Annotated in this window: 21 protein-coding genes and 1 other RNA gene; 7 read left to right on the forward strand and 15 right to left on the reverse strand. The window is 66.8% G+C overall.

The features are described from left to right. Window positions 1-61 precede the first annotated feature (61 nt). The 5 genes from ssrA to miaA form a co-directional block, all read right to left on the reverse strand. Window positions 62-426, reverse strand: a transfer-messenger RNA (tmRNA) gene (ssrA, locus tag DBR10_RS05555). A gap of 31 nt (window positions 427-457) precedes the next feature. Continuing rightward, the gene (gene ilvN / locus DBR10_RS05560; RefSeq protein WP_108486826.1) at window positions 458-1,012 is read right to left on the reverse strand and encodes an acetolactate synthase small subunit; all 555 of its coding nucleotides are present in this window, start codon (window positions 1,010-1,012) and stop codon (window positions 458-460) included. 44 nt (window positions 1,013-1,056) lie between these two features. Beyond that, entirely contained in the window at window positions 1,057-2,862 is a 1,806-nt protein-coding gene (locus DBR10_RS05565; protein ID WP_108505410.1) for an acetolactate synthase 3 large subunit, read from the reverse strand. A gap of 245 nt (window positions 2,863-3,107) precedes the next feature. After that, on the reverse strand, window positions 3,108-3,593 hold the full coding sequence (locus tag DBR10_RS05570) for a CinA family protein (protein WP_108556202.1): 486 nt from the start codon (window positions 3,591-3,593) through the stop codon (window positions 3,108-3,110). Between the two features lie 3 nt (window positions 3,594-3,596). After that, window positions 3,597-4,523: a tRNA (adenosine(37)-N6)-dimethylallyltransferase MiaA gene (miaA, locus tag DBR10_RS05575; protein WP_108556203.1), complete on the reverse strand. Its 927-nt coding sequence runs from the start codon at window positions 4,521-4,523 to the stop codon at window positions 3,597-3,599. Window positions 4,524-4,536: 13 nt separating this feature from the next. Between miaA and DBR10_RS05580 the strand changes: the two genes are divergently transcribed. Genes DBR10_RS05580 through DBR10_RS05590 form a run of 3 tightly spaced genes read left to right on the forward strand, consistent with a single transcriptional unit; the run spans window position 4,537 to window position 6,571 of the window. After that, entirely contained in the window at window positions 4,537-5,019 is a 483-nt protein-coding gene (locus DBR10_RS05580) for a hypothetical protein (RefSeq protein WP_108503852.1), read from the forward strand. 41 nt (window positions 5,020-5,060) lie between these two features. Continuing rightward, on the forward strand, window positions 5,061-5,909 hold the full coding sequence (serB, locus tag DBR10_RS05585; protein WP_108503853.1) for a phosphoserine phosphatase SerB: 849 nt from the start codon (window positions 5,061-5,063) through the stop codon (window positions 5,907-5,909). Further along, complete coding sequence (locus tag DBR10_RS05590) at window positions 5,906-6,571, forward strand: HAD family hydrolase (RefSeq protein ID WP_108503854.1); 666 nt, start codon at window positions 5,906-5,908, stop codon at window positions 6,569-6,571. The genes serB and DBR10_RS05590 overlap by 4 nt, the downstream gene beginning before the upstream one ends. Window positions 6,572-6,725: 154 nt before the next feature. On the opposite strand, the gene DBR10_RS05595 is transcribed toward DBR10_RS05590, so the two are convergent. After that, a complete protein-coding gene (locus DBR10_RS05595) occupies window positions 6,726-9,071 on the reverse strand; it encodes a putative bifunctional diguanylate cyclase/phosphodiesterase (RefSeq protein ID WP_108503855.1) in 2,346 nt (781 codons plus the stop codon). A 7-nt stretch (window positions 9,072-9,078) separates the two neighbouring features. Beyond that, window positions 9,079-9,696: a methylamine utilization protein gene (locus DBR10_RS05600; protein ID WP_108503856.1), complete on the reverse strand. Its 618-nt coding sequence runs from the start codon at window positions 9,694-9,696 to the stop codon at window positions 9,079-9,081. Between the two features lie 175 nt (window positions 9,697-9,871). Here DBR10_RS05600 and DBR10_RS05605 point away from each other — a divergent pair, with 175 nt between their 5' ends. After that, window positions 9,872-10,762, forward strand: a complete 891-nt coding sequence (locus tag DBR10_RS05605) for a DUF3034 family protein (RefSeq protein WP_108503857.1) — start codon at window positions 9,872-9,874, stop codon at window positions 10,760-10,762. A gap of 11 nt (window positions 10,763-10,773) precedes the next feature. Further along, window positions 10,774-11,280, forward strand: a complete 507-nt coding sequence (locus DBR10_RS05610; protein WP_108503858.1) for a group I truncated hemoglobin — start codon at window positions 10,774-10,776, stop codon at window positions 11,278-11,280. Window positions 11,281-11,285: 5 nt separating this feature from the next. Here the strand turns inward: DBR10_RS05610 and DBR10_RS05615 are convergent, their stop codons facing one another. From DBR10_RS05615 to hflK, 3 genes are read right to left on the reverse strand one after another with little or no spacing between them, the layout of a single operon-like run. Continuing rightward, the gene (locus DBR10_RS05615; protein WP_158272180.1) at window positions 11,286-12,329 is read right to left on the reverse strand and encodes a purine-nucleoside phosphorylase; all 1,044 of its coding nucleotides are present in this window, start codon (window positions 12,327-12,329) and stop codon (window positions 11,286-11,288) included. A 52-nt stretch (window positions 12,330-12,381) separates the two neighbouring features. Next, entirely contained in the window at window positions 12,382-13,230 is an 849-nt protein-coding gene (gene hflC, locus DBR10_RS05620; RefSeq protein WP_108503860.1) for a protease modulator HflC, read from the reverse strand. After that, the gene (gene hflK / locus DBR10_RS05625) at window positions 13,227-14,327 is read right to left on the reverse strand and encodes an FtsH protease activity modulator HflK (RefSeq protein ID WP_108503861.1); all 1,101 of its coding nucleotides are present in this window, start codon (window positions 14,325-14,327) and stop codon (window positions 13,227-13,229) included. The genes hflC and hflK overlap by 4 nt, the downstream gene beginning before the upstream one ends. Window positions 14,328-14,428: 101 nt before the next feature. Here hflK and DBR10_RS05630 point away from each other — a divergent pair, with 101 nt between their 5' ends. Further along, a complete protein-coding gene (locus DBR10_RS05630; protein WP_233243288.1) occupies window positions 14,429-15,541 on the forward strand; it encodes an Mrp/NBP35 family ATP-binding protein in 1,113 nt (370 codons plus the stop codon). A 40-nt stretch (window positions 15,542-15,581) separates the two neighbouring features. Here DBR10_RS05630 and DBR10_RS05635 read toward each other — a convergent pair whose 3' ends face one another. Continuing rightward, window positions 15,582-16,871 carry an outer membrane protein transport protein gene (locus DBR10_RS05635; RefSeq protein ID WP_108556204.1) on the reverse strand — a complete coding sequence of 430 codons (1,290 nt, stop codon included), beginning with the start codon at window positions 16,869-16,871 and terminating at the stop codon, window positions 15,582-15,584. A gap of 234 nt (window positions 16,872-17,105) precedes the next feature. Then, window positions 17,106-18,011: an SDR family NAD(P)-dependent oxidoreductase gene (locus DBR10_RS05640; protein WP_108503862.1), complete on the reverse strand. Its 906-nt coding sequence runs from the start codon at window positions 18,009-18,011 to the stop codon at window positions 17,106-17,108. 183 nt (window positions 18,012-18,194) lie between these two features. Between DBR10_RS05640 and DBR10_RS05645 the strand changes: the two genes are divergently transcribed. Further along, a complete protein-coding gene (locus tag DBR10_RS05645; protein ID WP_199223452.1) occupies window positions 18,195-20,543 on the forward strand; it encodes a heavy metal translocating P-type ATPase in 2,349 nt (782 codons plus the stop codon). A 62-nt stretch (window positions 20,544-20,605) separates the two neighbouring features. Here the strand turns inward: DBR10_RS05645 and DBR10_RS05650 are convergent, their stop codons facing one another. The 3 genes from DBR10_RS05650 to DBR10_RS05660 are packed head-to-tail and all read right to left on the reverse strand — an operon-like array spanning window position 20,606 to window position 23,586. Continuing rightward, window positions 20,606-21,610 (reverse strand): HlyD family secretion protein, encoded by a 1,005-nt coding sequence (locus DBR10_RS05650; protein ID WP_108503864.1) that lies wholly within the window; start codon window positions 21,608-21,610, stop codon window positions 20,606-20,608. An 18-nt stretch (window positions 21,611-21,628) separates the two neighbouring features. Continuing rightward, window positions 21,629-22,378 (reverse strand): ABC transporter ATP-binding protein, encoded by a 750-nt coding sequence (locus DBR10_RS05655; RefSeq protein WP_108503865.1) that lies wholly within the window; start codon window positions 22,376-22,378, stop codon window positions 21,629-21,631. Then, window positions 22,375-23,586 carry an ABC transporter permease gene (locus DBR10_RS05660; RefSeq protein ID WP_108503866.1) on the reverse strand — a complete coding sequence of 404 codons (1,212 nt, stop codon included), beginning with the start codon at window positions 23,584-23,586 and terminating at the stop codon, window positions 22,375-22,377. Before DBR10_RS05660 ends, DBR10_RS05655 begins: the two co-directional genes overlap by 4 nt. Between the last annotated feature and the right edge of the window lie 212 nt (window positions 23,587-23,798).

Below are 23,798 nucleotides of genomic sequence, written 5' to 3' on the forward strand. Positions count from 1 at the left end.
TTCAGGCTCCCTCATGTCCGCTAGAAGCCGGAGGAGGGAGCCTCGGCTGCCACTTTTGGAAAGTGGAGGGATTCTGTTGGCAGGCTCCCTCCGGGCCCCGCCTAAGGATCTGAACCCCTAGGACTTAAGAGGCGAATTCACCTGCACCGCATTACGCGGCGACGGCGAACTCTTCAGCGAAGTTATCGTTCGCAGTTAGTTTAGCGGCCCGATACGGTGAGCCACGCCGAGAGAAAGCATAACACCTTTACACGTCTGTCGATGCTGATCGGCCCCATGCATCCCGTGATAACTCGGGAAGGATTGGTGGAGCCGCCGGGAATCGCACCCGGGTCCAGTCCGCTTATTACGTGCGCGTTTATCCCCATAGTCCGGCCGAGACCGGACAAATCCAATATAGGGACTTCGGTCGGGCGAGGGAAGGCTTGCCGGTCAAATGGCCGGGGATGGCCGCCGCCTACATGCCCTCGAGGCCGCGTTCGATCGACAGGACGCCCGTTCGCGACACTTCCACCAGACCCAGGGGGCGCATCAGGTCAAGGAACTTGTCGATCTTGGACGGCGCACCCGAAATCTCGAACACGAAGCTTTCCAGGGTGGTGTCCACTGGCTTGGCCCGGAAGATGTCGGCGATCCGTAGGGCCTCGACCCGCTCCGCGCCCAAACCGCGCACCTTGACCAGGGCCAGTTCGCGTTCGACGCCGTTAGGGTCGCGAGTCACATCGTGGACGCGGCGGACATTGACCACCTTGTTCAGCTGGGCCTCGATCTGGTCCAGCACCTGGCGCGTGCCTCGCGTCACCACGGTGATGCGGCTGGTGTGAGACTTGCGGTCGGTCTCGGCGACCGTCAGGCTTTCGATGTTGTAGCCGCGGGCGGCAAACAGGCCGACGACGCGGTGCAGCACGCCCGGCTCGTTGTCGACCAGCAGGGCGAAGGTCGCCGTCTGCTCGGCCTGGGCGGCGGTGGGCATGTCGTAGGCGGATCCGAGGGCGGCGGGGGCGTTGGTCATGGCACGCTTCTAAGCAAGGAGTGGGAAGGGGGCGAGGGGGATCGTCAGACCAGTCCCGCGCCGGCCTCGCCGATGACGTTGCCGATGTCCTCGACCTCGCCCATGATCATCTCATTGTGGGCCTTGCCCGAGGGAATCATCGGCAGGCAGTTCTCGTGCTTCTCGACGCGGCAGTCGAAGACCACGACCTTGTCGCTGTTGATCATCTCCAGGATCTTCCCATCCAGCTCCGCCGGGTCCGAGCAGCGGATGCCGACCGCGCCATAGGCCTCGGCCAGCTTCACGAAGTCGGGCAGGCTGTCGGAATAGGAGTGGCTGTAGCGCTCGCCGTGCAGCAGCTGCTGCCACTGGCGGACCATGCCCATCCACTCGTTGTTGAGGATGAAGATCTTGACCGGCAGGTCGAACTGGATCGCCGTCGACAGCTCCTGGATGCACATCTGGATCGAGGCCTCGCCGGCGATGTCGACCACCAGCGCCCCGGGATGGGCCAGTTGCACGCCCAGGGCGGCCGGCAGGCCGTAGCCCATGGTGCCCAGGCCCCCCGAGGTCATCCAGCGGTTGGGTTCCTCGAAGCGGTAGAACTGCGCCGCCCACATCTGGTGCTGGCCGACCTCGGTGGTGATGTAGGTGTCACGGCCCTTGGTCAGCTCATACAGGCGCTGGATGGCGTATTGCGGCTTGATGGTGGTCTCGGAGGCCCGGTAGTTCAGGCACTGACGGGCGCGCCAGGTGTCGATCTGGGCCCACCAGTCGCTCAGGGCCGCCTTGTTGGGCTGGTGCCCGGCGGCCTTCCAGGCGGCGATCAGGTCTTCCAGCACGCTGGCGGCATCGCCGATGATCGGCAGGTCGACGCGGACGTTCTTGTTGATCGACGAGGCGTCGATATCGATGTGAATCTTCTTGCTGCCGGGAGAGAAAGCATCCAGCCGGCCGGTGACGCGGTCATCGAAGCGGGCCCCAACGCAGATCATCACGTCACAGTCGTGCATCGCGTTGTTGGCTTCGAAGGTGCCGTGCATGCCCAGCATGCCCAGCCAGGCCGGATCGGCGGCCGGGAAGGCTCCCAGGCCCATCAGGGTCGAGGTGACCGGCGCGCCGGTCAGGGCCTGGAACTCCCGCAGCAGTTCGCTGGCCCGGGGACCGGCATTGATGACGCCGCCGCCGGTGTAGAAGATCGGCCGGCGGGCCTGGGCGATCAGCTTGGCGGCCTCGGCAATGCGGCCGGCCTCGCCCTTGGTCCTGGGGTTATAGGCATGGGTCGAGGCGACCTCGTGCGGACCAAAATACTCGCCCTTGGCGAACTGGACGTCCTTGGGGATGTCGATCAGCACCGGGCCGGGGCGACCGGTGGTGGCGATCTTGAAGGCCTCGTGGATGATCCGGGGCAGGTCGCGGACGTCTTTGACCAGGTAGTTGTGCTTGGTGCACGAGCGGGTCATGCCGACCGTGTCGGCTTCCTGGAAGGCGTCGGTGCCGATCAGGTGGGTGGGGACCTGGCCGGTGATGACGACCATCGGGATGGAGTCCATCAGGGCGTCCATGATGCCGGTGATGGCATTGGTCGCGCCCGGGCCCGAGGTGACCAGGACCACGCCCGGCTTGCCCGAACTGCGGGCATAGCCTTCGGCGGCATGGGTCGCGCCCTGTTCGTGGCGAACCAGGATGTGCTGCAGGCGCGGCTCATGGAACAGCGCATCATAGATCGGCAGGACCGCGCCGCCCGGATAGCCGAACAGCACCTCGACGCCCTGGTCCACGAGGCCGCGAACCACAATCTCGGCACCGGTCATGGCGCGGTCGGCGGTTTCGGCGGGAGCGGGGCTCTCGATGGTCTGGTGGGCGGTCATGGCGATGGTCCGGTGGAAAGGCGGGAAGGGGTAGGCGGAAAAGAAAAAAGGTCCCGAAGGACCTTTGCGCGCGCGACTGAACTACGACGTGACTTCAGGGTCACATCGCGGACAGCCGCTCCATAAGTACGTCCATGGTTTTGCGCACAAGTCTTGCTCCAAAGCTACGGAAAGGGTGATGCCATGCGCGAAGGAGGGCGTCAAGGCGGGGTTGGCGGCAAGGTTGTGCCTTTTTTGCCCGAAGTTCAATCTTTCAGTGCGTCCAGCAGCCGTTCCAGGGCGGCAGCGGCGAAGGCCTGCATGTTGGCGGCCCGGTCCTCGCTGCCGGTCTCCAGGGTAAAGGCCGTCTCGCCCTCGGCATTGGCGACCCCCAGGCAGGTGTGACCGGCCGCGTCGCCATAGGCATTGCCGGTCGGTCCGGCTGCGCCGGTTTCCGACAGGCCCCAGGTGGCCTTCAGGTTTTCGCGGGTCACCCGGGCCAGCAGGGCGGCATAGGGTTCGCTGGCCGAGCGCATGCCCTCTGTGGCCTTGTGCGGGATGTCCAGCAGCCGCATCCGGGCCCGGGCCGTATAGACGACGCTGCCGCCGATATAGAACTTCGACGCGCCCGGCACGGCCAGCAGGGCCGCCGAGATCAGTCCTCCGGACGAGGATTCGGCGATGGCGAGGGTTTCGCCCCGGGCAATCAGGCGCTCGGCGACGGCTTCGGCGAGGGCGGCGAGGTGGGTCATAGGCTAATGTCCTTGATCGTTGGAGGCCGTTCCCGAAATCCGCTCCCAGTCCGGAGTCTGGTTGCGGAACCAGGTCAGCTGGCGCTTGGCGTAGCGGCGGGTTTCCTGGCGGGCGGCGTCGAGGGCGGCGGGCAGGGTGGTTTCGCGGCGCAGATAGCTGGCCAGTTCGCGATAGCCGACGGCCTTCAGGGCGGGCAGGGCTGGATCCAGGCCCCGGGCCTGCATCGCTTCCACCTCCGCCAGCGCGCCGTCTTCGACCATCAGACCGAGGCGCGCATCACAGCGGGCATAGAGCTCGGCGCGGGGCGGATCCAGCAGCAGACCCTTCCAGCTGCCGGGCACCAGGGTTGGGCGGGTGTCGGCCTGCCAGGCGGTCAGGGAGCGGCCTGTCGCCACCGCCACGGCATGGGCCCGCAGCAGGCGCTGGCGATCGCCGCGCTCGATCCGCGCCTCGGCCTCGGGGTCGAGGGTCTGCAGGACCTCGCGAAATTCCGCCTCGCCCTGGGCGGCGTAGAGCAGGCTGGAGATCTCGCGCTGCGTTTCCGAGACCGGCGGCACTTCGGCCAGACCATGGGTCAGGGCCCGGAAATAGAGGCCGGTTCCGCCGACCACGATGGCGGGACGGCCGCGCTGGGCGATCCGCCTCAGGGCCTCGTCGGCGGCAGCGAGCCAGCGGCCGACCGACCAGCCCTCGGCGGCGTCGACGACACCGAACAGATGATGCGGGGTCCTGGCCATTTCGTCTTCGGACGGGGCGGCGGTGAGGACCCGCAGGCCGGCATAGATCTGCATGGAGTCGGCATTGACGATCTCACCGCCGATCTGTTCGGCCAGACGCAGGGCATAGGCCGACTTGCCGCTTGCCGTCGGACCGCCGATCAGCCAGATGCGAACATCAGGGGCCTTGGCCTGATCCAGGGTTGCGTCCATCACAGGGGAGCTCATGCGTCCGTCCTATTTCGTCGCGGCCAGCCTTGCCGCATCCGTGGGGCTTTCGCCAGTGCTGGCGACAGCGGCCGACATCGGCACCAAGGCCGTCAGGCCCGCAGCGGCGACGCCGCCGGTCCAGGGGCTTCCGCCGGCGACGGGCCTGAGCCCGGCCTCCAGCGAGAAGGTCGGTTGCGGGGCGGTCCTACTGATCCTCGGCAAGGTGGCGGACGGCTATCCGGACCTGTTCGCCAAGGACCCGAACGGCAAGGCCATCCAGACGGTCCTTAGTGCCCTCGGCTTCAAGGGTCGGGCGATGATGGATGAGGGCTTTGTCGAGGGCAGTGCCCTGGGGCTGACGCCGACCCAGACCTATGAGGCCGGGGTCAACCAGGTCCTGCAGCTGGTCAAGCCGGCGGCCGGGGGCAAGGCCGAGGATCTCGGGCGCGAGGCCGGTGCGGCCCTGATGCAGCGCTGTACGGGCATAACGGGCAACTGACCCGGCTTGACGGGCGCTGGCACCTGGCTTAGCGCCCGCCCATGCTCGCCATCACGCTCGTCGGCCCCGGGGCCGAAACCATCGCCCGCGCCCTGGATCTGGGGACACCGGTCCCGCTCGGGCCCGAGGCTTTCGACCTGACCGCAACCGGCGATGTCGCTGATCTCAAGGCCCAGATTGCCTCGCTGATCGGCGACCAGCCGGTCGATTTCGCCGTTCAGGCTCTGGCCAATCGCCGCAAGCGCCTGCTGATCGCCGATATGGACTCGACGATCATCAATGTTGAATGCCTCGATGAACTGGCCGACTTCGCCGGGGTCAAGGACAAGGTCTCCGAGATCACCGAGCGGGCCATGCGCGGCGAACTGGCCTTTGAGGGCGCGCTGCGCGAGCGGGTCGGCATGCTGGCCGGCCTGTCGGTCGGGGCGCTGCAGACCTGTTATGACGAGCGCGTCCAGCTCAATCCCGGGGCCCGGACCCTCGTTACGACCATGGCCGCCCATGGGGCCCGCTGCGCCCTGGTTTCGGGTGGCTTCACCTTCTTCACCCGTCGCGTGGCCGAGGCGGCAGGCTTCCACCTCAATCGCGCCAACACCCTGATCGAGGCGGATGGCAGGCTGACCGGACAGGTCGGCGATCCGATCCTCGGCAAGGAAGCCAAGCTGGCGGCCCTGCGCGAGGAAACGGCCGCTCTCGGCCTGACGCCGGCCGACGCTCTTGCGGTCGGCGACGGGGCCAATGATCTGGCCATGATCGAGGCGGCCGGCCTCGGGGTGGCCTATCGGGCCAAGCCGATCGTTGCCGCCCAGGCCCATGCCAAGGTCGACTACACCGATCTGACGACCCTGCTTTACTTCCAGGGCTATACGGCGGCGGAGTTCGTCTCGTGAGTTTTCCCCGCCGCGTCGAGGCGGTGGTCTTCGACATGGACGGCCTGCTGCTGGACACCGAGATCGTCTATCGCGCGGCGATGATCGAAGCCGGTGCGACCTTCGGTATCCAGTTCACCGGCGAGATCTATGCGGCCCTGGTCGGCCGGACCAATCCCGAAAGCGCCGTGCTGCTACGCGGCCTCTATGGCGAGGACTTTCCGGTCCAGGCCTATTTCGAAAGGGTCTGGAACGATGTCGAGGACCTGCTCGAGGCCGAAACCCGCCTGAAGGCCGGGGTGGTCGAGATCCTTGACTATCTGGATGACCGGGGCCTGCCGCGGGCCATCGCCACCTCGAACGGTATGCCCGCGGTCGAGCGCTATCTGGGCCGGTTTGACCTGCAGCGCCGCTTCCATGCCGTAGTCGCCCATGCGGACGTCACCCGTCACAAGCCGCATCCCGATCCCTATCTGGAAGCGGCCCGGCGGATCGGCATCGACCCTGCGGCGTGCCTGGCGCTTGAGGATTCCCACCCCGGTGTCCGGGCCGCCCATGCAGCCGGCATGATGACCGTGATGGTGCCCGACATCCTCGATCCGAACGAGGAGATGCACGACAAGTGCGTGCACATCGCCGACAGCCTGCACGTGGTGCTGGACCTGCTGAAGGCGTCGGCCTGAGGGCCCGGTTTTCAAGCTAGGCTAAACTCTTGTCATCCCGGACGGCGTAGCCGATCCGGGGCCCAGGGGCAGCCGCATCGCGTTGGCCCCTGGGTCCCGGCGCTCCGCTTCGCTGCGGCCGGGATGACAGGATTGTTTTGGCTCGGATCGCTGTCTAGGCGTGCTTTAGCGTACCGGCTTCGACGTCTGTCGGCATGTCGATCGACCAGCCCTCCAGGAACGTGGTCAGGGGCTCCAGGGCCATCGGACGGGCAATGTGGTAGCCTTGGGCAATGTCGCAGCCCATCAGTTGCAGCAGGGCCAGGGCTTCGCGGGTCTCGACCCCCTCGGCCGTGACCTTCATGCCGAGGCTGTGGGCCAGGTCCACGGTCGACTTGACCAGCAGGGCGTCCTTGCCACCGGCTTCCAGCTTCAGCACGAAGGCCTTGTCGATCTTCAGCTCGTCAGCACGGATCTGCTTCAGATAGGCGAGGGACGACAGACCCGAACCGTAGTCGTCGATCGAAACCGGAATGCCCGCTGCGGCCAGCTTGTCGAGCACGCCCAGGGCGACGTCGGGATTGCCGATGACGGCCGTTTCGGTGATCTCGAAACAGACCCTGGCCCCTTCGCGGGCCACGAGGTCGATGGCGCGATCGGCGAATTCGGCATCGTCGATCAGGCGGCCGGAGACATTGACCGACATCAGGACATCATGACCGGCGGCGCGCAGGGCCTTCTGGTCGGCGATGGCCTGGGTCAGCACGAAGTCGGTGAGGGCGCGGATATGACCGGTTTCCTCGGCCATCTCGACGAAGAGATCCGGCCGCATCATCCCGCGCGTGGGGTGCTTCCAGCGCACAAGGGCCTCGACCCCGGTGATCCGGCCAGACCGCAGGTCGAGCTTGGGTTGATGGTTGAGGAACAGGGCCCCGTTGGCGACGCCTTCGAGCATCTCGCTCATCAGCGACAGGTTGCCGGAGGGATCGCCATAGGCCACCGGGTCAAACAGCATCACCTTGCGGCGTGCGGCGCGGGCCTGATCGAGGGCGATCATCGACTGTTCGATCACGCGGGGGGCATCCGGGCCGCCCGGAATGGTGGTCGCCACACCGACGGTCATATGGATGTCCACCAACTCGCCGCGAACGCGGATGGGGGCTTCCAGTCCGGTCAGGACGGCTTCGATGCGGGAGAGCGTCGTCTCGACATCGTCATGCGTGCCCACAACGCACAGGGTCGAGGTGGTCAGGCGGCCGATGAAGGTTTCGGGCGAGATCAGGCCGATGCGTGCGCCCAGTTCAGTAATCAGCTGGGTCGCCAGTTCATAGCCGATGGCGCTACGCACGAAGGTGAAACGGTCAAGGCCTGTGGCGCTGACCACGACGTGCTGACCGGGAACGACCTGGGCAAGCCTCGTGGTGATCTCGCGTTCCAGCGCCCGACGATTGGGCAGGCCGGTTTCTTCGTCATGCAGGGCCTGGTGGGTGATCATGGCCTCGCGATCGCGGATCTCGGTCGCCATGTGATTGAAGCTGTCGGCCAGACGGCCGATCTCGTCCTGGGTCTGGACCGTGACGTGGACCGTCTCGCCCCGCTGCAGGCGGCGGGCGGCGTCGTCCAGGGCCATGATCGGCCGGGCGAGGCCCCGGGACAGAGCCCAGCTGGCGGCAGCCACCAGGGCTGCGCCGATCAGGCCGACCAGGATCACGCCCGCCATCAGGGGACGGTAAGGGGCCATGGCCAGGGCCATAGGATAGCGCAGGACCAGCGCTGCTGCACTGTCTGAGGACAGCGATTTCAAGGGTTTGACCAGCACCAGGCTCTCGCCGGCCTTGCCCTTCAGCAGGCTGGGCTTACCGGCCTTGTCGCGGATGGCGGTGTCAACAAAGACGGCCAGACGGGGCGTGTCGGCCGTGATGCTGTCGGTGATCCAGGCCTGGCCCCGGCGGTCAAAGACCTGGGCCTCAAGGCCGATAGCCGACAGACGCTCGAGGGCCTGCATTTCGCGACGGTCGAGACGGGCGGCAAAGACGATCCAGCCGGTCAGGTTCGGCGACAGGATGGGGGCCGAGATGATCTGGTAGGGCGCGCCATTGACGACGAAAACGCCCTGCGCCCCGGTTTCGCCGTCGAGGGCCGTCCAGAGCTTTTCCAGGTCCAGTTGGCCGGGATCGATGCCGATCACCTCACCCTCGACGCTGACGGTGAAGGCCAGGTCCAGCCCGAGGCGCTGGCGCAGGTTGGTGATGGCGGATTCGACGGTGGGCGCATCACGGGTCGCGAAGGCGGCGCGGAAGCCGAAATCGCGCGACAGCAGGTCGGCCCCGTCCTGCAGGCGCTGGGTCCGCAACGCCCATACCCGGTCGAACACCGTACCGGTGGCGGTCAGCTCCTTGCGGACGGTCTGCTGGGCATTGCCGACAATCGCCAGATAGACCGTCACGGCGACAAGGCTCAGGGCCAGGGCAAACAGCCCGGCATAGAGAACCGTCAGCTTGGTCTGGAGGCGGTTGAACACGGCGGCCTCAGTGTCCGCCCTGCGGGCGCAACTCGACCGCCATGGTTTCGCGGGTCGTGCCGTTGCCGACCGAGGTGGTGGCGAGGGTCTTTTCGTTCTTCATGGCCCGCAGGTAGGGATGCCAGACCCGGGCCACGACGCTCCCGGAGGGAACGTCGCTGATTGTCGCCACGCCCGCGGCATCGGTCTTGGCGGCATAGGCGGTGTCGACGACCCGGATGAAGCCGACCATCTGGTCGTGAATGTTGCAGCCGATGGCGGCGACGCCGGCGGTCGGGAGCCGGACCGTCCGGTTCTCCTCGCGGCCATAGAGCTTCAGTTCAAACTTGTTGCCGGCCGAGAATGAATAGACGTGGTGGCGAACCTTATCGAGGTTCGGAAAGGCCACTTCTGCGCCGACCGGCACGATCAGGACGAACGGCGTGAACTGGATGTTCTGCTGGGCCACCCGGTAAGGCCAGGGGAAGGTGATCGGTCCCCGGGTCGGCTGTCCGCCGGGGTAGACCATGACCACGGCGTCCTGGACGGGCTTGCCGTCGGTCGATCGCACCGTGACGCTGAGGGTGCCCGCGAGCGCCTTCGAGCTGAAAAACACGATCAACAGGAGTGTGGCGATGAACCTCATGCTTCCTGCCTAACCCGGGGCCCGTGAAATCGCCGTTAATGCAGGGGTTGCAAGGGGTGTTTGCGGTCCCAGTCGCGGCCTGATGCGCAAGGGTCTGTAAAGTGTTCTGTCCGATTTTGGCCTCGGGGACGCGGGCGCGACGGGTATTTTCCCGCGCCAGGGCACAGAGGTTGGAATGCAAGGGCGTTTGCTTACCAAGGTCAGTCTCAGTCTCGTTGGACTTTGGTCGCTGGCCGTAACCGGCGTGGCCAGGGCCGGAGAGATCAATACAGGCGGCAAACTCTTGCTGACGGGCGGAGTCAGTTCTCTGGAAGGTGGTGCCGGCGGTGGACTGGCAACCTGGAGCGTGATTGCCGGCAACGAAACCCGTGACGGGTTCGGCGGCAAGGTCCATCTGACCGGTGTCGAGGTTTCCGACTACAGCTTGCGGGCTGCCGGGGCGGCAGTGGGTCTGCACGACCGGGTCGAACTCTCGGTCGCGCGTCAGGAATTCGACACGGGGGACACCGGGGCCAAGCTGGGGCTCGGCAAGGGCTTCACCTTCCGCCAGGACGTCTATGGCGTGAAGGTGCGGGTGCTGGGTGACGCGGTTTATGACCAGGACCGCTGGCTGCCCCAGGTCTCGGTCGGGGCCCAGTACAAGAAGAACAACCAGGGCACCGTGGTTCGGGCCGTCGGCGGCAAGGACGACAGCGGTACCGACTACTATGTGTCGGCCACCAAACTGCTGCTTGATCAAAGCCTGCTGCTCAGCGGCGCTGTCCGCCTGACCAAGGCCAACCAGACCGGCCTGCTGGGCTTCGGCGGCGATCGCAGTGACAGCTACAAGCCCCAGTTTGAAGGGTCGGCGGGTCTGCTGCTCAGCAAGCGCCTCGCCGTGGGGGCGGAGTACCGGTCCAAGCCCAGCAATCTCGGCTTTGCACGCGAGGACGACTGGGTCGACCTGTTCGCGGCCTATGCGATCAACAGGACTGTGTCGGTCACGGCCGCCTATGTCGATCTCGGCGACATCGCCACCTTCAGGAACCAGCGGGGCCTCTATGTCTCGCTGCAGGCCGGCTTCTAGGAGTGCGCCCCATGCATCCGTTCCTTCAGCGCGTCGCCCTGGCTACCGGTCTTGGCCTGGCGCTTGCCGGCACCGCCCTGGCCCAGGAGGTTCCGGCCGGTGAGAAGCCGGTGGACGCCTATGTCCAGTCCAATGCCAATGCAAACGCCACGCCGCTGGCGGACAAAGCCGTCTTCGACGCCTTCGGCGGCAAGGACGGTCTGGTCCGCATCGCGGCCGACACTGTCGACTTCAGCATGGCCGATCCGAGGATCAAGGACATCTTCGCCACTACGGATGTTCCGCGCCTGAAGCGGACCCTGGCCGAACAGTTCTGCTACGTGCTGGGGGGCGGTTGCACCTATACCGGCCGCGACATGGCCGCCGTCCACAAGGACATGGGCGTCACCCATCGCGACTTTAACGCGCTGGTCGAGAACCTGCAGAAAGCCATGGACAAGGCGGGTGTGCCCTTCCGGGTCCAGAACCGGCTGGTGGCCAAACTGGCCCCGATGCAGCGCAGTGTCGTCGAGCGATAGCAGTCTCAGCGTGTGCCGGGAACCGCTCCGCCATAGCGCGCCCAATTGCGGCTCAGCTCGTCGACGACCAGATCACCGGCCTTGAAGGCGGCGTCCAGCGACGACTGCAGGGCCGGCACGCCGCTGTGCTCACCCAGCAGGTTGGTCGCCGCATCGCCGCCGGGCGGCTGGGTCGTGTAGTTGCTGGCCGTCCGCAGGATCAGGACCCGGGCCGGATCGGCGCGCCCGGTGCGGCCCAGGGCCGCGATGGCGGCCAGTACGCCGGTGTCTTCCATGCCGGTCATCACGAAGCCCTCGCGGCTGCCCGTCCAGTAGTCGGCCCAGGCCTCGTAGTGGCGGTTCAGTTCGATGCCGTGCCAGAAGGTCTGGCCGCTGACCTCATTGCCCTTCAGGACCATCGGTGGGGTCTGGGCCTTTGGAAATCCGGCATAGGGCGCGCGCAGGGCCTGCAGGGCCTCGTTGTCAGGGATGGCGGCATGGCGGGTCAGGTCGAAGGCCCAGTCGCGCAGCGCAGTGTTGAGCGGAAACAGGTTGCTGTTCGGCATGGCCGGGGCCGGGGCCTCGTAGGGGGCCTTGCGGTCAAAGGGGATCTGGCCGGTGCTCCAGGTCTTGGGCATCTCGCGCGGATCAATGGCGTAGCCGAAGTCGCTGTCGACCACGGCACCGATCCAGGCCGCCGACCCGACCGAGGCCTGGTTGGGGTTCACCCCGGCGATGGCGGCGACCAGCCAGTAGGCGCGCGAGAGGTCAAACCGTGGATCCTGGCCCAGGGCCAGGGTGGAGATGGCCGCCCGGCTGGTGCCCATGCCGGTCGAGACCAGCAGGGTCTTGCGCTGCGGATCGTAGCGCAGATGCCGGTAGCCGGCCGGGAAGGGCAGGACCTGCGGCATGACCTTCGCCCAGGCCTGGTATTCGCCGGCCATGTCGCCCGTGTCCTCGCCGATCTCGAAGGCGGTGACCACGACCACTCGGACTTCGAGCGGGGCCGCGAAGGCGGGCAGGGCCAGAAGACTGGCCAGCAGACCGGCGAGAACCACAAGACGGCGCATGGCATTCCCTGGATGGAAAAAGGGCCGCCGGAGAATCCGGCGGCCCCTGCTCTTACTGCGCTTGCGGTCCGCGCTGGAAGTACTTGAAGAAGGCACTGTCGGGCGAAAGCACCAGGGTGGTGTCTCCCTGACCCAGCGATGCCTCATAGGCCTGCATCGAACGATAGAAGGCTGCGAAGTTGGGATCGCGTCCGAAGCTCGAGGCAAACAGTTGCGCCCGCTTGGCATCGCCTTCACCGCGGATGGTCTCGGCTTCACCGGTGGCGGTGGCGATGATCTCCTGCCGCTGCTGGTCGCCGATGGCGCGCAGTTCTGCGGCCTGCTGCTGGCGGGCCGTCTGCATGCGCTCGAAGACCGCCTTCTGGTTGGCCTCGGGCAGGTCGGCGCGCTTGATCCGCACGTCGATGATCTGGACGCCGAGGTTCGAGCCCGCCGCGCGCCGGATCATGTCATCGCGGGTCCGGCGGGTCAGGGCCGCCCGGCCACCGGAAATGATTTCCTCGGCCGAGGCCCGGCCCAGTTCCTGACGGAGGGAAGAGTTGACCAGCCGGGTCAGGCGGTCATCAGCGGTGCGCTCGTCGCGCAGGGTCTTGAAGAACTGCCGGGGGTCAGTGATCCGGTAACGGACGAAGGCATCGACGACCAGGCGCTCCTGGTTGGCGGCGATGATCTCTTCCTGCTCGGCCTCGATGGCGATGTTGCGCTTGTCGAAGCGCACCACGTTCTCGATGAATGGCGTTTTCAGGTTGATACCCGGCCGTTCGACGACCCGCACGGGGTCCCCGAACCGCACGATCAGGGCCTGCTCGCGCTGGTCGATCTGGTAGACCGTGTTGCTCAGGACGAACAGCACGGCCACGGCCGCGATGGCCAGGAAGGTCAGGCGACGGTCGCGGGTCATTGGCTGTCTCCCGGGAGGCTTCGCGCGGTGATCTGGGCGGCCGAGGTCTTGGGACGGAAGGCGTCCGGCGGCAGGATGACGGGGGCGCTGGCGCCCTTGCTGTCGATCACCACCTTGTTGGAATTGGCCAGAACGCGCTGCATGGTCTCGATATAGAGGCGCTCGCGGGTCACGGCCGGGGCCAGCTTGTACTGCTCGTAAAGCTGGTTGAAGCGCGCGGCGTCACCGCCGGCTTCACGCACGACTTGCTCGCGATATCCGATCGCCGCCTGGCGGATCTTGGCGGCCTCGCCCCGGGCGGTGTTGACCTTGGCCTCGGCGTTCTGGCTGGCGGTGTTGACGTCCTGGAAGGCGGCAATGACCGGCGGCGGCGGGTTGGCGGCGCGGATCTGCACACTGTCGATGAACACGCCGGTGCCGTAGCGGTCGAGGATCGCCTGGGTCAGGGAGCCGGCCTGATCCTGGACCTGGCCGCGGGCGGTGGTCAGGATCGGCTGCAGGGCGGTGCGGCCCACCACTTCGCGCATGGCACTTTCGGCCACCGCCTTGATAGTCTCGTCCGGGCCGCGCAGGTTGAACAGGTACTTGGCCGGGTCGGCGATCCGGTACTGCACCGAGAAGCTCAGATCGACGATGTTCTCGTCGCCGGTCAGCATCAGGCTCTCGTCGGGCAGCGGCGCGCCGGGCGTTCCGCCAATGTCGATGCGCTGCAGCGAGGTGACGGACACCTTCTCGACCCGCTCGAACGGGAACGGGAAGTGGTAGCGCAGGCCGGGCGAGGCCGTCCGCGAATAGGCCCCGAAGGTGGTGACCACGCCCTGCTGGTCGGGCTGGACCACATAGACGCCGGTCAGCGCCCAGAGACCGACGGCCGCACCGGCCGCCGTCAGGATGGCGCGCGGACGGTCCGGACCTTCGAAATAGTGCCGAACACGGGCCGTGAACTCTTCAAGGACCTGGTTGAGGTCGATCGGGCCCTCGTTTCGGGGGCCGCCGGCGGGCCTGCGCGGGCCGGGACGCTGGGATTCGGGCTTGTCCCTGTCGCCGTCAGGCGGAGTACCCCAAGGACCGGGGCCTGCATTGTCATTCCATGGCATGGGCGGCGTCGTCTTCCCGTCGTCTTGCTTATGGGCGGGCTTGTAAATCAGACCCTCCACGCGGATATGAGGAGCCCCGACCCACAAGGCAAGACAAAGACGTGACTGTCGCTGCTTCAGCTACCCTCGATGACGCCCGTGTGGCGCTCGACACCATCGCCGATCCGGTCTCAGGCCAGGGGCTGGTTGCGGCCGGACTGGTGCAGGGCCTGGTGGTGCGCAACGGTCGGGCCGGTTTCATGCTCGAGGTTCCGGCCGCCCGCGCCGCCACCTATGCCCCCGTCCGCGAGGCGGCCGAGCGGGCGCTCGCCGGGCTGCCCGGCATCGACCAGGCCCAGGTGGTCCTGACCGCCCAGGCCGCAGAAGGTGCGACCCGGGTCCGCAAGGGTGCCAAGGTCAGCGAGGATCCCCAGGCCCGCATGGTGCCGCCGCCGGAAGCTGAAAAGCCGGCCCATGTGAAACACGTGATCGCCGTGGCCTCAGGCAAGGGCGGCGTCGGCAAGTCGACGGTCGCTACCAACCTGGCCTGCGCCTTCCAGGCCCTGGGCCTGCGGGTCGGCCTGCTGGACGCTGATATCTATGGCCCGTCTGCCCCGCGCATGATGGGCGTCGACGGCGAGCCCAGCTTTGAGGACGGCAAGCTGCAGCCGCTCGAGGCCCACGGGATCAGGATCATGTCGATCGGCTTCCTGGTCGACGAGGGCAAGGCGATGATCTGGCGCGGGCCGATGGCCTCGTCGGCGGTGCGGCAGATGATCCACGACGTGGCCTGGGGCAGCGAGGCCGCCCCGATGGATGTGCTGGTCGTCGACCTGCCGCCCGGCACCGGCGATGTGCAACTGACCCTGGTCCAGAAGCTGCGGATCGACGGGGTGGTGCTGGTGACGACACCGCAGGAGATCGCCCTGATCGACGCCCGCCGCGCGGCGATCATGTTCGGCAAGACCGCGACCCCGATCCTGGGTCTGATCGAGAACATGGCCTTCTTCGCCGATCCCGCGACCGGTGCGCCGATCCCGATCTTCGGCACCGGCGGCGGCGTGGCTGAGGCTGCGAAACTGGGCGTGCCGGTCCTGGCCGAGGTGCCGATCGAGCTGGCCGTCCGCGAGGGCGGCGACGGCGGCGTCCCCGTTGTCCGGGCGAAACCCGACAGCGCCGCAGCCCGAGCTTTTGCCGGCGCAGCGAAGACGCTGTGGGACGTTATGAAGGGCTAGAACCCCTTCCCCATCGCGGGGAAGGGGCGTGAAGGCGCTTCTAGAAGCTGAACCGGGCTCCGGTCGACAGCACGACGGCAGAGCCGGTCACCGTGCCGCGCAGGTTGACGGTCGAGGCCGTCGCCGTGACGTCGGTCCGGTTGATGCGGCTCTCGTCGAAGGCGATGTAGGAGATCGCCGCATCCAGCTTCAGCTGCGGCAGGGCGGCCCAGGTCGCGCCGGCGGCATACATCTTCCGGTCGCCGTCCGGTACGCGGGCGGTGCGGCCGACGTCCGGGGTCGGGGTCGGGTCATATTGCACGCCGCTCCGCAGGGTCAGCCGGGGGCTGGCCTGATAGTCGATGCCGACCGCGGCGGTGGTGATGTCCCTGTAGTCCTGGACACTGGTTGAGCCGGTGTTGGCGAACCGCACGCGGATGGCGTCAAATTCGCTCCAGCCGATGCGGCTGACCGAGCCGTTGAGGGTGACGCGGTCGGTCACGGCCCAACGGGCCCCGAGCGTCGCCGTCCACGGGGTGGTGATGTCGGCCTTGCCGGGGGTCTTGAAGTTGCTGGCGGCCGGGATCGGGGCCAGCAGGCCGGAGACCTCGACCTCGCCCTTCAGGCTGTGCTCGACCTTCGAGCGGTAGCTGGCACCGACCGTCAGGGCCGGGGAGGCGTGGTACTGGGCCCCGAGGCTCCAGCCATAGGCCCAGCCGTCGCCCTTCAGCGACTGGCGGCCGTCAGCCTGCAAGGGCGAGATATTGGGCAGGGCGTTGGTCAGTTCGGCGTCGGCATAGACGGCGCTGACCCCGACCCCGAGATCCAGCCGGTCATTGACCCGGTAGGCGACTGTACCCTGCAGGTCGGCGGTGGTCAGACGCGATGTCAGGGCGTCATAGCGCGTCCAGCTGCCCGCATCATACTCGGTGGTGAAGTTGTAGGGCGCGGCCAGGGACAGGCCCAGGGCGAGCCGGTCGTTCAGTCGCCAGGCCCCGGCGAAGTTGGGCACCACGCCGTTGTTGATCGGCTTGCTGGCGCGCGACGCGCCGCCGACGGCGGTGGTCAGCGGGATCGGCCGGGTGATAGTCGAGCCGGCATTGCTGACCTCGGAATCGACCAGGATGGCGTTCAGACCGCCATAGACTTCGTTGTGCTCGAGACCGGCGATGGCGGCGGGGTTCCACCAAAGGCTGGCGGCGCCACGATCGGCGACTTCGCCCGAATAGGCCCGGCCGCTGCCGCGCACCGACTGTTCCTGCAGATAGAAGGCCGAAGCCGAGGCCTGGGTGGCGGCGACGAGCACGCCAAAAGCCACGCCGGCGGCGAGGCGGTTACGCGAATGGGACATCAGACTGACGAGACCTTCTTGGGGAGGACATGCGCCCAGAACGCCTTGCAGCGCTGGAGGAGGGCGCGCCTCTAAACTATCCCGTCAGAAACCGTCGCTATTTCTGCTGTCTGGAGCGAATTTTGTTGCTCAAGTCAAAGAAACGGGGCCGCGAGGGCCCCGTTTCAATCGCCGTTCTGTCAGTAATGGCGTGAATGTGACCTTCTGGGTGTCACTTTCACTATGGGGCTATAGTCAGCCGCCGGCCATCTTGCGGAAGAACTTCTGGCCCTGCTCGCCGCCGTTGAAATAGGCCTTCTGGCCGTCTTCGCCGGTGATCTGGTCCCAGTGGTCGCGAATGCCCTCGGCCGACAGGTCGCCGTCGCTGAGATAGACGCCCTCGGTCTCATAGATCCGCGACAGGGCAAATGCTCCGGCCCCGGCGGTGAGGATCGCGCCGGTCGGGGCGTCTTCCGAAACCAGATAGACCACGCCCGGCGTCACGGCCTCGGGAGCCAGCTTGGCCAGCACTTCCGGCGGCATCAGGCCTTCGGTCATGCGGGTGGCGGCGACCGGGCTGATAGCGTTGATCTTGATGTTGTTCTTGGCACCTTCGAGCTTCAGCGTGTTCATCAGGCCCAGCACCGCCATCTTGGCCGCGCCGTAGTTGGACTGGCCGAAGTTGCCGTACATGCCCGAGGACGAGGTCGTCACGACGATGCGGCCATAGTTCTGGGCCTTCATGATGTCCCAGACGGCCTTGATAGGCTTGAAGGTGCCCCAGACGTGGACCTGCATGACCGCCTCGAAATCGGCCAGTTCCATCTTGGTCAGGGTGCGGTCGCGCAGGATGCCGGCATTCGCGATCAGGATGTCGATCTGGCCCCAGGTCTCCATGGTCGTCTTGATCAGGTCGGCGACGCCGGCGTCATCGGTCACCGAGGCCCCGTGGGCGATGGCTTCGCCGCCGAACGCCTTGATCTCCTCGACCACCTTCAGGGCCGCTTCGGACGAGCCGCCCGAGCCGTCGACACTGCCGCCGAGGTCGTTGACGACCACCTTGGCGCCGCGACGGGCCAGCTCCAGGGCGTGCTGCCGACCCAGGCCGCCGCCTGCGCCGGTCACGATCGCCACCTTGCCGTCAAAACGGATGTCCGACATGCCTAGTCTCCCTCAAACACGTGTTTGGTTTGGCGCGTTTGTGCGGCGCGGGAGTGGAGGCGTCAAGACATCAGGTCAGCGACCCGCTGAAGCCGCGTACCTGACCCTTGATCCTGCTGAGGCGTTTGAGGGTTGATGCTTAGGTTTCGCCCTGCGGCCGCAGCGGGGTTCAGGAGAACAGTCATGCCCAGCCAAGCGACCCACCATGGCCACGCCCGTACCGGCGAAACCAGGACCCAGTCGGCGAGCAGGGCCAGGGATCCGGTTTGCGGCATGGACGTAGACCCGGCGACCAGCGTGCATCACCTCGTCCATGCCGGGCAGGATCAGTGGTTTTGTTCGGCGGCATGCCAGGCCCGGTTCGTCGCGGATCCGGAGCTCTTTCGGGTTGCCGCGCCAGAGCCCCCCGAGACCTTCACTCCGGGGCGCGTCTATACCTGCCCGATGCACCCCCAGGTGCGGCAGGCTGGTCCGGGCAACTGTCCGCTTTGCGGCATGGCGCTTGAGCCCCAGGCCCCCAGCCTGGACGATGCCACCAGTCCAGAGCTTGCGGATATGTCGCGGCGGTTCTGGGTCGCCCTGGTTCTGACCCTTCCGGTCTTTTTTACCGACATGGGCGGGCATCTGTTTGGCCTGTCGCTACCTTGGAGCAATCAGACAACTGCCTGGCTGCAGTTGGCCCTGACCTCGCCGGTCGTGATGTGGGCCGGGTGGCCGTTCTTTCAGCGGGGTTGGGCCTCAGTCCTGACGCGTAGCCTCAACATGTTCAGCCTCATCGCGCTGGGGACCGGAGCGTCTTATCTCTTCTCACTGGTTGTGACCCTTGGGCCGGGGGTGCTGCTCCACAGCGGCAGCGGGCATCACGGTCAGGCCCCGGTCTATTTCGAAGCCGCCGCCGTGATCATCGTCCTCGTCCTACTGGGCCAGTTCCTCGAGTTGAAGGCGCGGGAGCGCACCGGTGGCGCCATCCGCGCCCTGCTGGATCTGGCCCCTCGCACCGCGCGCCGGCTGCGGGACGACGGTGAGGAAGAAGAGGTGGGCCTGGACGTCATCATCGTCGGCGACCGTCTGCGCGTGCGGCCGGGTGAGAAAATCCCGGTCGACGGGGTGGTGCTCGATGGGCGCGGTCACGTGGACGAGGCGATGGTCACGGGCGAGTCCATGCCCGTCCTCAAGGAGCCCGGCTCCAGCCTTGTGGGCGGTGCCATCAACCAGAGCGGCGGGTTCACCATGCGGGCCGATCGGGTCGGTCGGGACACCTTGCTGTCGCGGATCGTGGCCATGGTTGCACAGGCCCAGCGGTCGCGCGCGCCGATCCAGAGGCTGGCCGACCGTGTCGCCTCCTGGTTCGTACCGGTCGTCATGGCCGTCTCGGCCCTCGCTTTTGCGGCCTGGGCCCTGGTAGGCCCTGAACCCCGGCTGGCCAATGCCCTGGTGGCGGCGGTCGGTGTCCTGATCATCGCCTGCCCCTGCGCTCTTGGCCTGGCGACACCGATGTCCATCATGGTCGGGGTGGGGCGGGGGGCTCAGGCCGGTATCCTGCTGAAAGACGCCCAGGCCCTTGAGCGGCTGGACCGTGTGGACATGCTGGTGGTCGACAAGACTGGCACCCTCACGGAAGGGCGGCCCGTTCTCAGCGCCGTCGAGGCCCGAGGTATGAGCGAGGACGACCTTCTTCAGCTGGCCGCCAGCCTCGAGCGTGGCAGTGAGCATCCACTCGGCAAGGCTATTGTCGAGGCCGCCGAGACGCGAAAACTGGCGCTCGCTGCGGTCACGGATTTTATATCTCCCGTGGGCCGGGGCGTGACGGGCCTGGTAGAGGGGCATCAGGTCGCGATTGGTGCCGAGCCCTACATGACAGATCTTGCGATCCCGATCGTCGCACTGACCCAGCGGGCTGACGTCCTTAGAGGTGAGGGGGCGACAGTCGTTTTCGTCGCCCTTGACGGCACTGCGGCGGGGCTTCTGGCGATCAAGGATCCTATCCGTCCCACCAGCCTCGCCGCAATCCAGGCCCTGAAGGACCAGGGCGTGAGCGTTCTGATGATGACCGGCGACAACCGCATCACCGCCCTGGCCGTGGCGCGCGCGCTGGGGATCGACGAGGTCGAGGCCGGCGTGCTGCCCGATCGCAAGGCACAGGTTGTCGAGCGCCTGAAGGCCGAAGGAGCCTTGGTCGCCATGGCCGGCGACGGGGTCAATGACGCGCCGGCTCTCGCTGCTGCCGATGTGGGGATCGCCATGGGAGGCGGCGCAGATGTGGCGCTGGAGGCAGCGGGCGTTACACTGCTCAACGGGGACCTGATGGGGGTGGTGCGCGCACGCTCGCTGTCCAAGGCGGTGATGCGTAATGTTCGCCAGAACCTGGCCTTTGCATTTGTCTACAATGCCGTCGGCATACCGATCGCTGCTGGGGCTCTGTATCCGGCATTTGGCCTGACGCTGACCCCGCAACTGGCGGCCCTGGCCATGGCCCTGAGTTCGGTCAGTGTCATTGGCAATGCGCTGCGGCTCCGCGCCTGGAAGGCATAGTTCAAATGAAAACGCCGGGCGGTGTTCCGCCCGGCGTCTGATCGTTTCTCGGGAAGCGATGCCTACTGCTTCTTGGTCATCCCGCCGGCCACCGGCGCGGTCGGCTTGTCGCGCTTCACGCCGGCCTTCTTGCCGGGCTTCATGAACTTGACCAGCACGCGCTGGCCGACCAGCAGCGGGGCACCGTCGGCGCTGACCACCACCTCGACGACGCGCTCGTCGCTGCGCTGGCTGGGGTCGTCCGAGGCCAGCTTGCGGGCCCCGAACACGGCGGCGCGGCGCAGGACCTTGCCGATATAGACCTTGTCCGGGTCGCCCTCGGGCTGGATCTCGACCTCCTGGCCGACCGCGACGTTCGGAATGTCGGCCTCGACGATTTCAGCGCGGACGATGCGCTGGGTATCGGGCTCGAGGTCGAACATGTTCGAGACGTTCAGGGTCGAGGCCCCGGCGCCGGGATTGGCGTAGCGGCGGGCGATACGGCCGTTCATCGGTGCGCGGATGACCGTCAGTTCGAGGTTGTACTGGGCCTCGTTCTTGCGGGCGGTGGCCGTGGCGATCTGGGCTTCCTGGGCGGCGAGGGTGGCGCGGGCCTGGTCGACGGCGTCGCGGGCCGCATCGAGGCGGGTGCCGGCGACGTAGTTGTCGCTGACCAGCTTGCCGAGGCGGTTCAGCTCGCGCTGGGCCGTGTTCAGCTGCACGCGGGTCGAGGCCTGCAGGGCCCGGGCCTGGGCCACTTCAGCGGTCGCACGATCGACAGCCAGGCGGCCCTCGTCGCTCTGCTGGCGGGCGAGGATCTGGTCTTTCACGACCACATCGCCTTCCTGGACATAGACGGCCTCGACCACGCCGCCGCGACGGGCGGCGACCTGGATAATGCCGCCCTCGACATCAGCCTTGCCGTTGGCGATGGCCGCATAGGGGGAGGGCTCTTCCTGGGCGGCGGCGGCCTCGAGCTTCTTCTTCTTCTCGGCCTGCTGGCCCTTGGAATAGAAGCCGGCCCCGGCCAGCAGGCCGAGCACGACGATGACGATCCAGAAGGCGGGACGGCGCAAAAAGCCGGGCATATCGGTTTTCCCCAAAAATCAGTGGCTGAGCGGCACGGGATTGGCGTCGGGCGTTCTACGCACGTCGTCCAGGATCCGGCCGTCTTCGATGTGGATGACGCGGTCGGCATAGGCCTCGAGCCGCGGGTCGTGGGTCACGCAGATCACAGCCGCACCGCGTTCGGTGGCGGCGGCGCGCAGGAGCTTGATGACGATCTCGCCGCTCTTGCCGTCGAGGGCCGAGGTCGGCTCGTCGGCAAAGATCAGGTTCGGGTTCTTGGCCAGGGCGCGGGCGATGGCGACGCGCTGCTTCTCGCCGCCGGACAGCTCGGACGGACGCTGGTTGACGCGGGGGCCGAGGCCCACCGACTCCAGCGCCGCCTGGGCACGGCGCGCGGTCTCGCCCGGACCCACGCCCTGATACTTCAGGACCGTCATCACCTGTTGTTTGGCCGTGAGGGCCGGGAACAGGTTGAAGCCTTGGAAGATGAAGCCGCAGTGGTCTAAGCGGAACTTGTCGATCTTGCCCTTGGACAACGACCACAGGTCCTTGGCCTCGAGGGCCGAGACGTGACCCTCATCCGGCTGCAACAGGCCCGAAAGCGCCGCCACCAGGGTGGACTTGCCCGAGCCGGACGGGCCCATGACCATGGTCACGTCGCCGTGGCGGGCGTCGAAATCAACGCCCTTGAGCACTTCGATAAAGGTCCGGCCGGTCTTGAAGCGCTTGACCAGGCCCTTGGCCGACAGGGCGCTCTGGCCGCGCAGGTGGCTGTGATCGTTGCTCATCGCAGCAGGTCCGCAGGTTGGCTGTTCTTCAGGACGCCCAGCGACAGGAAGCCGGAGAGCATGGCGATCACCACCAGGAAAATGGCCACGGTGATGATCAGGCTGGGCGGGAAGAACATCGGCACGCCGCCGGCGCTGGCCAGAAGGGTGACCAGCCAGGTCAGCAGACCCGCCGCCCCGACCCCGACGATGCCGACCCAGAAGGACAGCTCCATGACGATGTTGCGCAGGTCACCCATCGACACGCCCAGGGCGCGCAGGGAGGCGAACTCCTTGATGTTGGCCATGATCGCCCCGCGCAGGGTCTGCCAGGTGATGGCCACCCCGATCAGCAGGCCCAGGAAGGCCGAGAAGCCCAGCATGATGCCGATGATCTGGTCGTCGAGCATGGCGCTGGAATTGGCATCGGCCAGTTCCTGGCGGGTCCAGGCGCGGAACTTGCCGTCGGCCTTCTTGTTCAGCTGCGCCGCGACGATCTCGGCCCGGGCCGGGTCGCGAATCTGGACCATGAGCGGGCCGACGCGCTGGCCCGTATCGGCCTCGCCCAGCATCCGCAGCGTGTCGCGCGACATCACCAGGGTCGGCTGGATGATGTTGGGATAGCCGGTGGTAACCACGGCGATGGTGATGGTCTTGCCGTTATAGATGGCCTTGTCGCCCTTCTTGACGCCAAGACGCTTCAGGGCGGTCTGGTCCACTGCGACGGCATAGGGCTGGCGCAGAGCCTCGATCATGTCCTGGGTATAGTCCGTCGGCACGGTCACGTAGCCGGGGATGGCGTCGACAACCGTGACATTGACGAACTCGGTCTTGCGACCGCCACCCTCACCGCCCTTGCCTTTCGTGTCGCCCTTGGCCGCAGCCTTGGTTCGGGCGTCGATCTTGGCCTGTTCTTCCGGCGACAGAATGTTTTGGAAGCGCCCGCCCGAACCGTCCAGTGGCGCGACCTGTGTCACTTCCGGATGGCTGTAGACGAGGGGGATCATGCGGCGTGGCAGGCCGGACGGGCCGCCGAACAGCGCCTTGGCCCCGGGGCCCAGCACCATGATGTCGGCGCGGGCCCGGTCGATCTGGGCGGTGAAGCCCTTGCCGATGCCCACGAACATGCCGACCTGCGCCAGGACCAGCAGGCCCGAGAACGCCAGAGCGACGACAGCCGCCATATAGCGACGCCACTCATACAACAACGTGGCCAAGGCCAGCGACATGCGAACAATGCTCCCCCAATCAAGAGTTGCAGCAATGACCGGCGTTTGGCGAAGGGCCAAGTTAAATCGGGGTAAGCCTAGGGCAGGGGTGGAGCCTCAGGGCATTTCAGGGCCGCAACACTTTGAAATGTGGAATGTTTTTCGCTGGACTAGCCTGCGCAGGATGGCCTGCGCGGGCGATCTGGTCGCTTGACCGGCACGCCCCATACCAG

The organism is Caulobacter sp. HMWF025, from assembly GCF_003060965.1.
Taxonomy (GTDB): domain Bacteria; phylum Pseudomonadota; class Alphaproteobacteria; order Caulobacterales; family Caulobacteraceae; genus Caulobacter.

Bases quoted from the DNA above. Each gene is read 5' to 3' on its own strand.
- ilvN (WP_108486826.1), bottom strand. From the start codon at position 1,012: ATGACCAACGCCCCCGCCGCCCTCGGATCCGCCTACGACATGCCCACC.
- DBR10_RS05565 (WP_108505410.1), bottom strand. From the start codon at position 2,862: ATGACCGCCCACCAGACCATCGAGAGCCCCGCTCCCGCCGAAACCGCC.
- DBR10_RS05570 (WP_108556202.1), bottom strand. From the start codon at position 3,593: ATGACCCACCTCGCCGCCCTCGCCGAAGCCGTCGCCGAGCGCCTGATT.
- miaA (WP_108556203.1), bottom strand. From the start codon at position 4,523: ATGGACGCAACCCTGGATCAGGCCAAGGCCCCTGATGTTCGCATCTGG.
- DBR10_RS05580 (WP_108503852.1), top strand. From the start codon at position 4,537: ATGCGTCCGTCCTATTTCGTCGCGGCCAGCCTTGCCGCATCCGTGGGG.
- serB (WP_108503853.1), top strand. From the start codon at position 5,061: ATGCTCGCCATCACGCTCGTCGGCCCCGGGGCCGAAACCATCGCCCGC.
- DBR10_RS05600 (WP_108503856.1), bottom strand. From the start codon at position 9,696: ATGAGGTTCATCGCCACACTCCTGTTGATCGTGTTTTTCAGCTCGAAG.
- DBR10_RS05605 (WP_108503857.1), top strand. From the start codon at position 9,872: ATGCAAGGGCGTTTGCTTACCAAGGTCAGTCTCAGTCTCGTTGGACTT.
- DBR10_RS05610 (WP_108503858.1), top strand. From the start codon at position 10,774: ATGCATCCGTTCCTTCAGCGCGTCGCCCTGGCTACCGGTCTTGGCCTG.
- DBR10_RS05615 (WP_158272180.1), bottom strand. From the start codon at position 12,329: ATGCGCCGTCTTGTGGTTCTCGCCGGTCTGCTGGCCAGTCTTCTGGCC.
- hflC (WP_108503860.1), bottom strand. From the start codon at position 13,230: ATGACCCGCGACCGTCGCCTGACCTTCCTGGCCATCGCGGCCGTGGCC.
- hflK (WP_108503861.1), bottom strand. From the start codon at position 14,327: ATGCCATGGAATGACAATGCAGGCCCCGGTCCTTGGGGTACTCCGCCT.
- DBR10_RS05635 (WP_108556204.1), bottom strand. From the start codon at position 16,871: ATGTCCCATTCGCGTAACCGCCTCGCCGCCGGCGTGGCTTTTGGCGTG.
- DBR10_RS05640 (WP_108503862.1), bottom strand. From the start codon at position 18,011: ATGTCGGACATCCGTTTTGACGGCAAGGTGGCGATCGTGACCGGCGCA.
- DBR10_RS05645 (WP_199223452.1), top strand. From the start codon at position 18,195: ATGCCCAGCCAAGCGACCCACCATGGCCACGCCCGTACCGGCGAAACC.
- DBR10_RS05650 (WP_108503864.1), bottom strand. From the start codon at position 21,610: ATGCCCGGCTTTTTGCGCCGTCCCGCCTTCTGGATCGTCATCGTCGTG.
- DBR10_RS05655 (WP_108503865.1), bottom strand. From the start codon at position 22,378: ATGAGCAACGATCACAGCCACCTGCGCGGCCAGAGCGCCCTGTCGGCC.
- DBR10_RS05660 (WP_108503866.1), bottom strand. From the start codon at position 23,586: ATGTCGCTGGCCTTGGCCACGTTGTTGTATGAGTGGCGTCGCTATATG.